The organism is Mycobacterium sp. IDUB_39 (assembly GCF_055419205.1).
On sequence record NZ_JBVAXF010000002.1, the window covers coordinates 572748 to 586297 of the forward strand.

18 protein-coding genes are annotated in these 13550 nt (G+C 66.0%); 13 read left to right on the plus strand and 5 right to left on the minus strand.

Annotated features, from left to right (window positions below; all coding sequences use genetic code 11):
• Positions 1 to 7 precede the first annotated feature (7 nt).
• From ACZY0X_RS09035 to ACZY0X_RS09045, 3 genes are all read left to right on the plus strand, one after another.
• Positions 8 to 661: an LmeA family phospholipid-binding protein gene (locus ACZY0X_RS09035; RefSeq protein ID WP_463770577.1), complete on the plus strand. Its 654-nt coding sequence runs from the start codon at positions 8 to 10 to the stop codon at positions 659 to 661.
• A 49-nt stretch (positions 662 to 710) separates the two neighbouring features.
• The gene (locus tag ACZY0X_RS09040; protein WP_463769550.1) at positions 711 to 1673 is read left to right on the plus strand and encodes a flavin monoamine oxidase family protein; all 963 of its coding nucleotides are present in this window, start codon (positions 711 to 713) and stop codon (positions 1671 to 1673) included.
• Between the two features lie 199 nt (positions 1674 to 1872).
• Positions 1873 to 2697, plus strand: a complete 825-nt coding sequence (locus tag ACZY0X_RS09045) for an alpha/beta fold hydrolase (RefSeq protein ID WP_463769552.1) — start codon at positions 1873 to 1875, stop codon at positions 2695 to 2697.
• A gap of 24 nt (positions 2698 to 2721) precedes the next feature.
• Here ACZY0X_RS09045 and ACZY0X_RS09050 read toward each other — a convergent pair whose 3' ends face one another.
• Positions 2722 to 2871 (minus strand): hypothetical protein, encoded by a 150-nt coding sequence (locus tag ACZY0X_RS09050; protein WP_463769554.1) that lies wholly within the window; start codon positions 2869 to 2871, stop codon positions 2722 to 2724.
• Positions 2872 to 3206: 335 nt separating this feature from the next.
• Between ACZY0X_RS09050 and ACZY0X_RS09055 the strand changes: the two genes are divergently transcribed.
• On the plus strand, positions 3207 to 4445 hold the full coding sequence (locus tag ACZY0X_RS09055; protein WP_463769556.1) for a KasA/KasB family beta-ketoacyl-ACP synthase: 1239 nt from the start codon (positions 3207 to 3209) through the stop codon (positions 4443 to 4445).
• On the opposite strand, the gene ACZY0X_RS09060 is transcribed toward ACZY0X_RS09055, so the two are convergent.
• Both ACZY0X_RS09060 and ACZY0X_RS09065 read right to left on the minus strand, forming a co-directional pair.
• Positions 4422 to 4640 (minus strand): hypothetical protein, encoded by a 219-nt coding sequence (locus ACZY0X_RS09060; protein WP_463769558.1) that lies wholly within the window; start codon positions 4638 to 4640, stop codon positions 4422 to 4424. The two genes, ACZY0X_RS09055 and ACZY0X_RS09060, sit on opposite strands and share 24 nt — an antisense overlap.
• Positions 4641 to 4668: 28 nt before the next feature.
• A complete protein-coding gene (locus ACZY0X_RS09065) occupies positions 4669 to 6030 on the minus strand; it encodes a WS/DGAT/MGAT family O-acyltransferase (protein WP_463769560.1) in 1362 nt (453 codons plus the stop codon).
• A 54-nt stretch (positions 6031 to 6084) separates the two neighbouring features.
• On the opposite strand from ACZY0X_RS09065, the gene ACZY0X_RS09070 reads away from it, so the two are divergent.
• The 3 genes from ACZY0X_RS09070 to ACZY0X_RS09080 all read left to right on the plus strand — a co-directional run bounded on the left by ACZY0X_RS09070 (position 6085) and on the right by ACZY0X_RS09080 (position 8208).
• Complete coding sequence (locus ACZY0X_RS09070; protein ID WP_463769562.1) at positions 6085 to 6957, plus strand: alpha/beta fold hydrolase; 873 nt, start codon at positions 6085 to 6087, stop codon at positions 6955 to 6957.
• A 44-nt stretch (positions 6958 to 7001) separates the two neighbouring features.
• Positions 7002 to 7538: a cysteine hydrolase family protein gene (locus ACZY0X_RS09075; protein ID WP_463769564.1), complete on the plus strand. Its 537-nt coding sequence runs from the start codon at positions 7002 to 7004 to the stop codon at positions 7536 to 7538.
• Between the two features lie 124 nt (positions 7539 to 7662).
• The gene (locus ACZY0X_RS09080) at positions 7663 to 8208 is read left to right on the plus strand and encodes a type 1 glutamine amidotransferase domain-containing protein (protein ID WP_463769566.1); all 546 of its coding nucleotides are present in this window, start codon (positions 7663 to 7665) and stop codon (positions 8206 to 8208) included.
• A 12-nt stretch (positions 8209 to 8220) separates the two neighbouring features.
• On the opposite strand, the gene ACZY0X_RS09085 is transcribed toward ACZY0X_RS09080, so the two are convergent.
• Positions 8221 to 8400: a hypothetical protein gene (locus tag ACZY0X_RS09085; protein ID WP_463769568.1), complete on the minus strand. Its 180-nt coding sequence runs from the start codon at positions 8398 to 8400 to the stop codon at positions 8221 to 8223.
• Between the two features lie 122 nt (positions 8401 to 8522).
• Here ACZY0X_RS09085 and ACZY0X_RS09090 point away from each other — a divergent pair, with 122 nt between their 5' ends.
• From ACZY0X_RS09090 to ACZY0X_RS09110, 5 genes are read left to right on the plus strand one after another with little or no spacing between them, the layout of a single operon-like run.
• Positions 8523 to 9230 carry a glycosyltransferase family 2 protein gene (locus tag ACZY0X_RS09090; RefSeq protein ID WP_463770579.1) on the plus strand — a complete coding sequence of 236 codons (708 nt, stop codon included), beginning with the start codon at positions 8523 to 8525 and terminating at the stop codon, positions 9228 to 9230.
• A complete protein-coding gene (locus tag ACZY0X_RS09095) occupies positions 9227 to 10183 on the plus strand; it encodes an acyl-CoA dehydrogenase family protein (RefSeq protein WP_463769570.1) in 957 nt (318 codons plus the stop codon). Before ACZY0X_RS09090 ends, ACZY0X_RS09095 begins: the two co-directional genes overlap by 4 nt.
• Positions 10180 to 10947: a PIG-L deacetylase family protein gene (locus tag ACZY0X_RS09100; RefSeq protein ID WP_463769572.1), complete on the plus strand. Its 768-nt coding sequence runs from the start codon at positions 10180 to 10182 to the stop codon at positions 10945 to 10947. The genes ACZY0X_RS09095 and ACZY0X_RS09100 overlap by 4 nt, the downstream gene beginning before the upstream one ends.
• On the plus strand, positions 10944 to 11615 hold the full coding sequence (locus ACZY0X_RS09105; RefSeq protein WP_463769574.1) for an SAM-dependent methyltransferase: 672 nt from the start codon (positions 10944 to 10946) through the stop codon (positions 11613 to 11615). The genes ACZY0X_RS09100 and ACZY0X_RS09105 overlap by 4 nt, the downstream gene beginning before the upstream one ends.
• Before the next feature lie 53 nt (positions 11616 to 11668).
• Positions 11669 to 12121 carry a hypothetical protein gene (locus ACZY0X_RS09110; protein ID WP_463769576.1) on the plus strand — a complete coding sequence of 151 codons (453 nt, stop codon included), beginning with the start codon at positions 11669 to 11671 and terminating at the stop codon, positions 12119 to 12121.
• Positions 12122 to 12133: 12 nt separating this feature from the next.
• On the opposite strand, the gene ACZY0X_RS09115 is transcribed toward ACZY0X_RS09110, so the two are convergent.
• Entirely contained in the window at positions 12134 to 12496 is a 363-nt protein-coding gene (locus ACZY0X_RS09115) for an STAS domain-containing protein (protein WP_463769578.1), read from the minus strand.
• Positions 12497 to 12670: 174 nt separating this feature from the next.
• Here ACZY0X_RS09115 and ACZY0X_RS09120 point away from each other — a divergent pair, with 174 nt between their 5' ends.
• Positions 12671 to 13534, plus strand: coding sequence for an STAS domain-containing protein (locus tag ACZY0X_RS09120; protein WP_463769580.1), 864 nt, complete (start codon positions 12671 to 12673; stop codon positions 13532 to 13534).
• The last annotated feature ends 16 nt before the right edge of the window (positions 13535 to 13550 follow it).

A 13550-nucleotide genomic window follows, 5' to 3' on the forward strand; every position in this document is an offset into this window, starting at 1 on the left:
GGGTGGACTGGCCGGCGGGGAACTCTATGCGCGACACCGCGCGGACAGCATCCTGGTGGCGGTTGCCGAGTGCGTCGTCCAGGACGGTGCCACCATCTCCTTCGGCGTGAACCCGCCATTCCTGTGGCAGCACATCACCGGGCACTACACGAACATCTCCGTGGAGACCGCGGGAGACCGGGTCCAGGACGCCGATGGCATGACGGCCGACGTGACGCTGGCCGACGTGCGACTGCAGGAGACCGACGACGCCAAGGGCACTATCGGATCCTTGGAAGCCACCCTCACCTGGAAATCGGCAGGCATCAAGGACACCGTGGCCGCGAATCTCCCCGGGGTGGGCAGTCTGATCACCGGTGCCCGCACCGATCCCGCCGCGGGCACGATCATCCTCGAAGCCGGAGACAACAGTGTGACGGCCAAACCCGTGGTCGCCGATGGCGATCTCAATCTGCAGGTTCTCGACGTCAACGGCCCGCTGCCGAAGGACGCGGTGCAGACGGCGCTGAATGACCTCACCAAGAAGCTCAACGACAACTACCCGCTCGGCATACACGCGGACAGTGTCGAGGTGACCGCTAGCGGCGTCGTGGGGAAGTTCTCCAGTCAGAACGCGTCGATCCCCAAGGAGGACGCGGACCCCTGCTTCGCGCGCCTGTAGGAGTGGCCGGTACTCCCGACGACCTCACTGAGCGGTCTGCAGGCACGGCATGACGATGGCGAAGGGGTGGTGTTTGGACCTCGCGGTGTGCGCCCCGGTGTTGTGGCCGAAAGCCTCTGAAACAGCGACACAGTATCTGCAGCGGCTCGGCATTGGCAGCACGAACTACCCGTTGGCCCTGCTTGGAATTCAAGTCGATCACGAACAGTTCGACGCGTATCCGGCCGCCGAAATCGTCGAAACTCTCACGTCCTGCTTCGATGTGTCGAAAACGGGCAAGATTGAACCCGACGGTTACGCGGGTGACTTCAAGCTGCTGGCGCCATACGACGAAATCCCCACAGCTGTGGCTGAAGGCGTCGATATTCGGTACAACACAGTTGTCAACACCATTCAGTATTCCGAAAACGGAGTGACGATACAGGCCGGGCCTGAAGCACTCGAGGCGTCCAAGTGCATTGTCGCGGTGCCCATCGGGGTTCTGCAGCACGACGACATCACATTCGATCCTCCGTTGGAGTCGGACCGACGTAAGACGATCGACGGCATTCAGCAGACGGTGGCCTTCAAGACGATCCTCGAATTCGATCACCCGGTACGGCCCGAGGGCTTTGACATGGTGAACCAGCATGATGTGGGTCCGTGCCAGTTCTGGGACGAGTCAACGGGCATGCCTGGTTACGACGGGCAACTCATTGTTGCGTGGGACACCGGTGACCGGGCACGTGAATTGCTGACTCTGCCTGAGGAACAGCGGTTCGCGGCGGCGCTTGAAGGCGTCCACAAACTGACGGGTGATAGGGGGCTGCGGTACCTCAACGCCTCGAACTACGACTGGCGGAACGACAAGTTCGCTTACGGCGCGTACGCCACTGGCGAACGGCATCCCGAAGTCATCTACAAACCGATGAAGGACACCGTCTTCTGGGCGGGTGCGATTATGAGTTCGGTGGCCAAGGCCCACTCGAGCGGGCTCGACGCAGCCGGAACCACTCTGAAGGTTCTCAACTAAGTCGTAGCGGCGGGTGCGATGGGTCGCGGCGAATACGCCGCAGCCCATCGCCTCCGCCGTGTTGCTTGGCCTGCGCGGCATTACCGCTACCGGGTCTCTCTGCTACCGGATAGCCGTAATCCCGTGGTCTTTCGAGCGGCCGGCGGTGGTCGACGTGCGACGATCGTGGTCTTAGAGTCCACTGCGCAGAGAGGTCATCATGCCCACGATCACCACGACCGATGGTACCGAGATCTTCTACAAGGACTGGGGCACTGGGCAACCCATCGTCTTCAGTCACGGTTGGCCGCTATCGGCCGACGACTGGGACAACCAGATGCTGTTCTTCCTGGCCCAGGGCTACCGCGTCATCGCCCACGACCGCCGTGGCCACGGCCGCTCCAGCCAGACCGGTGACGGCCACGATATGGACCACTACGCCGACGATCTCGCAGCGGTGGTCGAGCATCTCGATCTGCACGACGCGATCCACGTCGGGCACTCGACCGGTGGCGGCGAGGTGGCCCACTACCTCGCGCGCAACGGCCAGGACCGGGCAGTGAAGGCAGCGCTCATCAGCGCGGTGCCCCCGTTGATGGTGCAGACCGACGCCAATCCCGAGGGCCTGCCGAAATCGGTCTTCGACGACTTGCAGGCGCAACTGGCGGCCAACCGGTCGAAGTTCTACCGCGACCTGCCGTCGGGGCCGTTCTACGGTTTCAACCGGCCGGGGGTGGAGCCCGTCGAAGCCGTCATCGCCAACTGGTGGCGGCAGGGCATGATGGGCGGGGCCAAGGCGCACTACGACGGAATTGTCGCGTTCTCCCAGACCGACTTCACCGAGGATCTCAAGAGGATCACCATCCCGGTGCTGGTGATGCACAGCGAGGACGATCAGATCGTGCCGTACGTGGCGGCCGGCCCGAAGTCCGCGGAACTGCTACCGAACGGAATCCTCAAGACCTATCAGGGATTCCCGCACGGTATGCCCACCGTGCAGGCCGACGTGATTAATGCTGACCTGCTGGCATTCCTGCGGTCCTGACGGCAGGGCCATCGGCCGAGTTCGTCACCCGCTGGGTTCGTCCTCGTCGTCTGCCTCGATCACGTCGGGAGTGGGCTTGTCGATGTCCACGTCATCAGCCGACTGCATGGGCCGGCCGCGGTCGTCCTCGTCCGGTTCCTCGGAGTTGTCGTACAGTCCCGTTCCGCGTGGCACAGCCACACCTGTCCTCTCTTTGCGTCAGGCGGGCGTTAACGCCCGTCACCACGGGGAGGATGCCCGTCAGTCTCCCGGTGAAACGACGGGATGCCGACTTGTGACGGGCCCCACGCGCCCGGGGTGATTTCCCTCATCGCCGGTGTGGCCTTCGTGACAGCGCAGGCGTGGCTATTTTGAGTTTCGCCGAGGTGGCGATAAAAACGGTGGCAACAAGTTTTGGGAGTATCCGTCGGTGGCTACCTCTGCAGAGCAAACGGCGGCATGTTTCCTGGCGTTTTGGGGTATCTGGCGCGGTGACGTTCTAGCGTCGGCTATCAGAGAGGCGGATAACCATGCAGAGTCCACTTCCCGACGTCGTCATCACCGGTGTCGCGCTCACCACGTCGCTGGCAGCGAACACCGAGGGCACTTGGTCTGCGCTGGTCGAAGGCCGTAGCGGCATCGGCCCGCTGTCGGCGCCCAATCTGGAAGGCCTGGACCTGCCGGCCAAGATCGGCGGGAAGCTCCTGGAGGACTTCGACGCCGAGTTGTCCCGCGTTGAACTTCGGCGTCTGTCGTATCTGCAGAAGAACGCGCTCGTGTTGAGCCGACGCGCGTGGGAGGACTGCGGATCACCCGAGGTCGACACCACGCGGCTCGGCGTCGCCGTGGGCACCGGGCTGGGCACCACCGAGGAGGTCATCCACGCCTACGAGGCGATGCGCAGCAAGGGGCTCAAGGCGGTCTCGCCATTGGTGGTGCAGATGTTCATGCCCAACGCGCCGGCGGCGACAGTCGGGTTGGACCGCGGTGCCCAGGCTGGTGTCACCACACCGCTGCGGGGCGATGCGTCCGGCGCGGCCGCGGTCGCGGAGGCGTGGCGGAGCATCCAGTTCGGCGATGCCGACATGGTCATCTGCGGTGGGGTCGAGTCGCACATCGAGGCTGTTCCGATCGCCGCGTACTCCCAGATCGAGGGCGTTCTGTCGACCGACAACGACGATCCGCAGGGCGCGTGCCGCCCGTTTGACCGCGATCGGACGGGCACGGTTTTCGCGGAGGCCGGCGCCATGCTCGTCATGGAGACCGAGGAGCACGCCAAGGCGCGAGGCGCCCGCATCCTCGCCCGTGTCATGGGTGTCGGGATGTCATCCGACGGCTATGACACGTTCTTCGCCGATCCCGGCGCCGAGCAGCAGGCCTATGCGATGGAACGGGCGATAGAGCTCGCGGGGCTCGCTCCGACCGAGATCGACCACGTCAACGCCCACGCCGCAGGCGTGGTGTCCGGTGACCTCGCCGAGGCGACCGCGCTGAAGAAGGTGTTCGGGGAGCACCGCCCCGCGGTGTACGCGTCGAAGGCCGCGCTCGGACACTCCTTCGGGGCGGCTGGCGCCGTCGAGTGCGCTCTGACCGTGCTCACGCTGCGCGACGGCATCGTGCCGCCGACACTGAACCTGCGCCACCTCGACGAGCGGATGGACCTCGATGTCGTGACGGGCGAGGCCAGACGGGGTGACTACCGGTATGCCGTCAGCAACAGTTTCGGCTTCGGCGGCAACAACGTGTCAATAGTCTTCGGGCGGTACTGACTCGTCGGACGGCGGTGAGGGCTCACCGCGCTCACCGAGGACGTACGCACGGCAGTCGCACTGCTGGTAGGGATGGTCATCATCCTCGTCGACGATATCGTCGGTGCAGTTCAGGCAGCCACGGCACCTCCCGAACATCGTGTGTTCGGGGTGGCGATGTCCGCACAGGCAGCGGTCGTAGATTCCGTGACTCATCGAACCGGATCCCGTGTAGCGAGGGCGGTCAAATGCCGACAGCCTTCTCGAGCTGGGCAAGGGAGTCCTCGAGGTGGCCCAGGAGACGCTGCAGGTGCGGCACGCTGCGTCGACAACCGACCAGACCGAAGTCGAGGTTGTCGGCGTTGTTTGTGAGTGAGATGTTGAGCGCCTGACCGTTGAGTGCGATGGAGAAAGGATAGTTGCCGTCGAGCCGGGCGCCGTTCCAGTACATCGGCTCACGCGCACCGGGCACGTTGGAGATGACGATGTTAAACGGTGGTGGCGTCGATGAGACGACGCCGGGCACCAAGCCGAGCGCGATGCCCGACATCAGGAATGCGGATAGCGCCAGAGCCTGGGTGCGCGGCAACTCGGCGAACACCTGCTTGTTCTCGCGCATCGACCTGTTGATCGCCTCGAGGCGTTTCGCGGGGTCCTCGATATCGGTGGCGAGGTTGCACAGGATCGTGCCGACCATGTTGCCCCCGGCGTCCTGCTCGTCCTCGGCTCGCAGGCTCACCGGAACCATCGCGATCAGCGGGGCGTCCGGCAGCGCCTCGTGGTCGATGAGGTAGGCGCGCAATGCGCCCGAGCACATGGCCAGTACGACGTCGTTGACCGTCGCACCCGTCGCGGACGTGATGCCCCGAATCCGTGCCAGCGGCCACGACTGTGCAGCCACCCGACGGGCGCCGCCGATCGGTACGTTGAACATTGTCTTGGGTGCCCGGAACGGCAGCGTCAGTTGCTGTTCGAGGAGGGCGGCTTTGGCCAGGGACAGTCCCGACGGAGCGAGCAGGGCCAGGGAACCAGCATTGTCGAGGAGCGACTTCAACGGTGACTTCGACCGCTCGACCGCGGTGCGCTTCTTCGGCCCGATCGTCCACGGCACCAGGGGGTCGCGGTCATCGGAGTCCGGTGTGAGCGAGCGAATCAACAGGCGCTGCGCCGAGACGCCGTCGATAAGCGAGTGGTGGAACTTGACGTAGACCGCGAAGCGGCCGTCGGCCAGACCCTCGACGAGGTGTGCCTCCCACAGCGGCCGGTGCCGATCGAGCAGCGTGCTGTGCATCCGCGACGTCATCTCCAGCAGGTCACGTACCCGACCGGGGCGTGGCAATGCCGATCTGCGCACGTGGTAATCGATGTCGATATCGTCGTCGAACGCCCACGCCACGTTGGAGATACCGCCCAGCAAGCTGCCAGGGTGTTTACGGAATGTCGGCTGGATGTCGTCGCTCTTGACCATCACCTCGTAGAGGTCCCGTAAGTAGTCGGGTCCCGCGTCGGCGGGTGGCTCGAACAACTGCAGGCCGGCGACGTGCATGGGATGCTCACGTGACTCACCCACGAGGAATATCGAATCCGTGGGCGAAATCAGCTTCACCTGCGAAAGGTTACCCGCCGGTAGGCTGGAAGTCCGAAGGGATCGGAGACCGCGGTGACAGAACTGAAGTTCATCGACATTCACGGCGAGCGGTTCGCCTTCCACGACGAGGGCGAGGGTGAGGCGCTGCTCTTGATTCACGGCATGGCCGGGAGTTCGGAGACCTGGCGTGCGATCCTGCCGCAGCTCGCCAAGAAGTACCGCGTGATTGCTCCCGACCTGCTGGGCCACGGTCAGTCGGCAAAGCCGAGGACCGACTACTCGCTGGGGGCGTTTGCTGTGGGTCTGCGCGACCTGCTCGACGAACTCGGAGTCGACTCGGCGACCGTCGTCGGTCACTCGCTGGGCGGTGGTATCGCGATGCAGTTCCTCTACCAGCATCCCGAGTACTGCAGTCGGCTCGTGTTGATCAGTAGCGGTGGACTAGGCCAGGACGTCGGCCTGATTCTGCGCCTGCTGTCGGCGCCGGGCGCCGAACTCGTCATGCCTGTCATTGCGCCCGGACCCGTGCTGCGGGTGGGGAATTCGGTGCGCGGCTGGCTGACCTCGATGGGGCTGCGGTCACCGCGGGGCGCCGAGATCTGGAACGCGTACTCGTCGTTCTCCGACCCCGCGACGCGTGAGGCGTTCCTGCGCACGCTGCGGTCGGTCGTGGACTATCGGGGCCAGGCGGTCAGCGCACTCAACCGGCTGCAGTTGCGCGCCGAGATGCCGACTCTGGCCATTTGGGGTGAGGACGACACCATCATCCCGGTCGATCACGCGTACGCCGCGCTCGATGCACGGCCGGACTGCCGCGTCGAAGTGCTGTCCGGCGTGGGCCATTTCGCGCATGTCGAGGCACCCACCGAGGTGGTCGACCTCATTGACGAGTTCATCACGAGCACTGCTGAATCCGTGGCCGACTCCTCGGGATTCCGCACTTAGCTGACTCCGCGCATGGCGGCGGAATTGGTGGGTACTCCGGTTCGGTGACTAGAACCGCGGTGCTGGTGATCGACATGCTCAACACCTACGACCATCCCGACGCCGAGCAGCTCGCGGCGAACGTGGCCGAGATCATCGACCCGCTCGCCGATCTCATCGCGCGCGCCCGGTCGCGAGACGATGTCGACCTCGTCTATGTCAACGACAACCGCGGCGACTTCAGTGCAGACACGCGGGACCTGGTACGGGCCGCGCTGAACGGCGAACGAGCCGACCTGGTCGAGCCGATCGCGCCCGGCGAAGGGTGCATGTTCTTGACCAAGGTGCGCCACAGCGCCTTCTACGCCACGCCGCTCGACTACCTGCTCGGCCGGATAGGGGCGCAGCGCGTCGTCCTGACCGGCCAGGTCACCGAGCAGTGCATCCTCTACTCGGCGCTCGACGGGTACATCCGGCACCTCGACGTGGTGGTGCCCACCGATGCCGTCGCGCCGATCTTTCCCGAACTCGGCGACGCCGCACTCACGATGATGCGGCGGAACATGTCAGCCGATCTGGTGTCGGCAGCGGACTGTCTGTGACAGTGGCTATTGCGGACATCAGATAGGGGGTGCGCGTCGCGACAAGCTGACGCGTTTCACTGGGCTGGTTGCCGGGAAGCTCCATCTGGAGGCTGAGATTCAACCCGAACGGAAGGGGTTCGCCGTGAGCAATGTCCTTGATGGCAAGCGGATTGCGATTCTCGCGACCGACGGTGTCGAGCGCCGCGAACTCGCGGAGCCGCGGAGTGCGTTGAGTGATGCCGGCGGTCAGACCGAGTTGCTGTCACTGCAGGCCGGACAGATCAGCGCCCGTGACCACGACCTCGAGCCGGCGGGCGAGTTCGACGTCGACCGCATCGTGAGTGATGCGGCCGTGGACGAGTATGACGCGCTGTTGATCCCGGGCGGCACCGTCAACGCGGACAAACTTCGACTCGACAGTTCCGCGGTCGACTTCGTCCGCGACTTCGTGCAGTCCGGCAAGCCCGTCGGCGTCATCTGCCACGGTCCGTGGACTCTGGTGGAGGCCGGTGTCGTCAAGGGCCGCACCTTGACGTCGTATCCGAGCATTCGCACCGACCTGCGCAACGCGGGGGCGAATCCGGTCGATGAGGAGGTCGCGATCGACGGAAACCTGGTGTCGAGTCGATCACCCGACGACTTGCCTGCGTTCTGCAAGGCCATCGTCAGCCAATTCGCCGGCGGCTGACAGCCAGACCGCTCAGTCCGGCTTGCGGTGCCTGCCACGAGCCTCGGCACCCGACTCGCCGGCGTCGAAGTCGTCGTCGGGAGCTGTGCGGCCCACGTGTGAGTCGCCATCGTCTGAGTCGGCGCGCGAACTCGCCACGTGCGGGTCCGCCTCGACGTCGGGCTCTGAGCGTCCGGATTCCCGAGGTGTCATGACCGTCCTCTCGTCAGGTGATCAAGTCTGCGATTACCCGCATTCCGACGCCTACAACCACTGATCGGGGAGGGTTTCGGAGCATTCTCGCGGGGTAGATCTAAACCGTGCTTGATCAGCAGATGACCTACCAGCAGGCTGTCGTCGTCGTTCCGGCGCATGATGAGGCGCGGCACCTACCGATGTGTCTGAAGGCCGTCGTGACCGCGGCGGCGTGTCTGCCGGTCCCGGTCCTCGTGGTGGTGGTGCTGGACTCCTGCACCGACGATTCGAAGCGACTGTCGGGGCGTTTCGGCTCCGACGTGCACTTCGTCGAGATCGAGGCGGGCAACGTCGGTGCGGCCCGTGCCGCGGGTTTCTCGTACGCGCGGTCGACGTGCGGCATGGGCTCGGATCAGTCCTCCGTTTGGTTCGCCACCACCGACGCCGACAGCGTGGTGGATCCGGACTGGCTCGTCCGCCAGACGGCATCGGGTGCCGACATGGTGCTCGGCGTGGTCCGCGTCGCGAATTGGAGGCACTATCCCGCGGCGGCGATCCGTCGCTATCTCGCCGCCTACCGGGCCAAGCGGCGGCCCGACGGTCACGGACACGTGCACGGAGCCAACATGGGCTTTCGGGCCGAGGCGTACTGGCGGGTGGGCGGTTTCGCGAACCTGCCCAACGATGAGGACGTCGACCTGGTCAGGCGATTCGAGGAACACGGCTACCGCATCGACCGTGACGCGCGGCTTTCGGTGGTGACCTCTGCGCGGCAGATCGGCCGGGCGCCACGGGGATTCGCGGCGCATCTGCGCTCGGTGCAGCTCGCACGGCAGGACCAGGTGTGAGCCCGGAGGGCGGCAGTGTCGAACTGCTCTGGCGCTGGCTCCAGTCAGGACACCTCGACCTGCCGGCCCCCGGGTCGGGACAGACCGCCGCCCGCTGGTGGAAGCTGGCCGCGATGACCGAGAATGACGTCGTGGCAGGACGATTGGCCGAGGCCCACACCGACGCCGCGGCGATCCTGACCGAACTGGACGGTCCGACTCCCGAGCGCGACCAGCTCTGGGGTGTGTGGGCCGCGGAGGCACCGGACAATGTGGTGGTCGCCTCGGACGCTCATGACGGCGTGATGCTCAACGGAAGCAAGGCGTGGTGTTCGGGAGCCGGATTGTGCACGCACGCACTGGTCACCGCCCGACGCGACGACGACCACCGTGGCCTGTACGCCGTCGATCTCCGCACCGACGGCGTGCAACCACTGGCGGCGAGCTGGCGCAACGCCGGTATGCGTGACAGCGATACCCGGTCGGTGCAGTTCACCGACGTGCCCGCGGTCCCCGTCGGCGCCCCGGGGGAGTACCTGAGCCGGCCCGGATTCTGGCACGGCGCCATCGGTGTCGCGGCCTGCTGGCTGGGTGGCGCGCGGGCCGTCGCAGGCCCGCTCTACCGTGCTGTGGCCGACGAGCACAGCTCCGCATCGGCGGACGCTCACGCCCACGCGCACCTGGGTGCGATCGATGCGGCGCTGGCCGCCGCCGAGGCCATGCTGGTATCCGCCGCGTGCGTGGTCGACTCCTCGCCCAATAACGTTCGCGCCGAACTGATCGCGCGCCGGGTCCGCGCCGTGGTCGAACATGCCGTCGACGAGGCGATCACCCGCACTGGCCGGGCACTGGGCCCGGCGCCGCTGGCGCTGGACGGTCGGCATGCCCAACGGGTCGCGGACCTGACGATGTACGTGCGCCAGAGCCACGCCGAACGTGACCTCGCAACGCTGGGCCGGTTGGCGGCGCGATGACGACGGCGCGGATCAGCAACTGCGCCCGGTTCGCCGAGCGGTCCATCGCCGGGGGCGGCACGCCGAGCAGTGCGTGGCTCGGGTGGCGTCGCGACGTCGAATCGCTGGACCTCGACGAGTGCCCATCGCTTATCGTCGTCGCGCCTCACCCCGATGACGAGACACTGGGTTTCGGCGCGACCGCGGCGTCCCTGCGGATGCGCGGCGTGGACGTCACGGTTGTCGCGGTCAGCGACGGTGGCGGCGCCTACCCCGGCCTGTCTCCTCTGGAGCGCCGCTGGTTGGAACGCGACCGCCGTGCGGAGACCGAACTGGCGACCAGGATGCTGGGTCTGGCCCCCCCGATCTGGTTGGGTCTGCCGGACGGCGAACTGGAACGTCACGAGGATGCCCTCGCCGACGTGCTGACCGAGTTCCTTTCGGCCGCCGCGCCGGGATCCTGGTGCGCGGCGACGTGGCGGGGCGACGGCCACCCCGACCACGAGGCGGTCGGCCGGTCCGCTGCGGCGGCGTGTGCCGCCACGTCGGCGACACTGCTGGAGTACCCGATCTGGATGTGGCACTGGGCCGAGCCAAACGACGCCGACGTGCCGTGGCAGCGGATGCGCCGCCCCGTCGTGGACGGCGGCTGTTCGGTCCGGAAGCGCAACGCCGCCAATGTCTTTCGCACACAACTCGCACCGTTCGAACCCGGTGGTGACCCCATCTTGCCGCCGTTCGTCGTGCAGAGACTTATGGCGGTCGGCGAGATGGTGTTCCTGTGACAGGGCGGCTTTCCGACAGCTACTTCGACGATATGTATGCGGCGTCGCGTGACCCCTGGCAACTCGAAGAACGGTGGTACGAGGCGCGCAAGTACGCGATCACCATGGCGATGCTGCCGCGGCGGCGCTTCCGGCACGCGTTCGAGCCGGGATGCTCAGTGGGCGTGCTCACCGAGATGCTGAGCCAACGGTGTGACCGGGTGACGGCCACCGACGTCGCAGGGGTGGCGCTGCAGCGTGCCCGCGAGCGGCTGTCTTACGGTGACCAGCTCGGCGGCGTCACGCTGCTCCAGTCCTCCCTCGACGGGCCCTGGCCCGCCGACGTCGACCTAGTCGTGTTGTCCGAGGTGGGCTACTACCTTGACGCACCCTCGCTGCGCGCCGTGCTGTCCCGAGAGTGTCCTCGACTGCCGCGCGGGGCCACGCTGATCGCGGCGCACTGGCGCCATCGGGTCGATGACTACCCGCTGACGGGTGACGAGACCACCGACATCGTGGCGCACACACCCGGATTACACCTGCAGGCGCGCTACCTCGACGATGACGTCGTCATCGGCCTGTTCAGCGTCGGTGCGGCACCGTCGGTGGCTGCCAGCACCGAGGTCCCCGGCGCGTTCAACCCGCCGGAGGGTCGTCAGGGTTTCCGCACTCGGCCACCCGGGTATTGACACATGCAACGAAGACGTCGTCACCGGGACGACGCGAACCAGCGGAGAAGGACATGGCCTCACGGCACCGAGTGCGGGAACGGGGACTCAGCGGGGCAAATTTCACGATTGCGGCAATCTCGGCGGCCGTTGCGTTCGCCGCGGTGGTCTCCGCTGCTGTCGTGTACTTCATCGGGTCCACGGTGTCCTACGCGGGTGAGGCCTCCGATACCGTCGTACCGACCCCGCAGACCATCGGTCTGGAGGGCACGATAGTTGCCGTATCGGCAGATTCGGTGACCGCACGCGGCGCGGATGGCTGGGACCGCACTTACCTCGTCAACGCCGACACCACGGCGATCACCGGTGCCGGAAGCCAGGTCGGCAGTGCCGGTTCGACTTTCGCGGTCAACGACAAGGTGTCCATCGTCGGCGTCATCCTGGACGGCACACCCGTCGCGACGGCCGTCGCCGACCGTTCGGTTTCGAACCTGAATGGTCCGCCGATGGATTACGCGCTTCCGTAGCTAGCGCGTCCGTTACTGCGCAGCGTCGCGCAGACCCGTCAGAGCGTCCTCGACCGACGGGTAGAGCGCCAGGAACTCGTCGAGGCGGGTCAACTGAATTGGCCGTGCCGTCACCGGGCCGGTGGCCACCACGGCGAATCTGCGCGAACCGCCCAGTCGTTCGTGCGTCTCGGCGAGGATCCGCAGTCCGACGGACGCCAGGAACGTCACGGCGGTGAGATCGATGACCACACCGGCGGGCCCGTCGTCGAGCAATTCGGTCAGGAGGTTCTCCAGGGCTGGCGCGGTGGCGAGATCCACCACACCGTCGACTGTCAGTACGGTGACATCGTCCCGTCGCTCAACAGAGGTCGAGATCCCATCATCTGATGACAACGGCCATCCCCTCCCTCTCTCCCCGTGGCGCATCACAACACCATTCCCTGCGCGAGCCTAGTGCCCGCCGACGACCCGCTGACATTATTCGAGTCTGCGGCTCGCCGGGTGTCGCCAGGCTAGTGTCGAATTCGGCGATGCGCACAGTGGTCCGCGACTCGGTGGGAGAGCAGAATGTCTGAGGACTTGGAGATCGACGCGGTATCCAGCGAGAGCTTGCTACCTCAACTGGTGAAACACCTCAGACAAAACCGCACCGTGCTCCGTGAGGAATGGGCTCGCCGCATCACGGTGGCCGAATTGCTGACGGCCATGACACCCGAGGAGTTGTTCTCCGAGGCGACCGCGGTCTATGACAACTACGTCGAGGTGCTCGAGACGGGCAGTGTTGAGGCACTGCAGGCCTACGCCCGCGACCTGTCCGAGCGCATCATTCCCCGTGGTGTCGAGACAGACGAGGTGCTCGGCATCGTGCTGTTATTGCGCGACGTCCTCGCGCGCTCGCTGTTCGAGAAGTACCAGACCGACTTCGACCTGCTCAACCGCGTGCTCGACGCCTACGAGCCCGCCGCCAACCGCATCGCAAACACCGTGGGCGTCAGCTTCGTTCAGGAGCGCGAGCGCATCATCCGTCAACAGCAGGAGGCCATCCGCGAGCTGTCCACCCCGGTGCTTCAGGTGCGCGAGCAGCTGCTGATCCTGCCGATCATCGGCGTACTCGACAGCCCTCGCGCCCGTCAGCTCACTGAACAGTTGCTGCGGGCGATCCGCGCCAACCGCGCCAAGGTCGTCGTCATCGACATCACGGGTGTGCCGACCATCGACTCGACGGTGGCCAACCACCTGGTGCAGACAGTCGACGCGTCGGGCCTCATGGGCGCCAACGTCATCATCACGGGGCTGTCCTCTGACATCGCGCTCACCCTGGTGACGATCGGCCTGGACCTGTCGAAGATGAACGCGGTCGGCGATCTGCAGGGAGGCATCGAAGAGGCCGAACGCCTCCTCGGCTACGACGTCACGCGCGCCGGCGACTAGCGCGCCAGACGTCGCA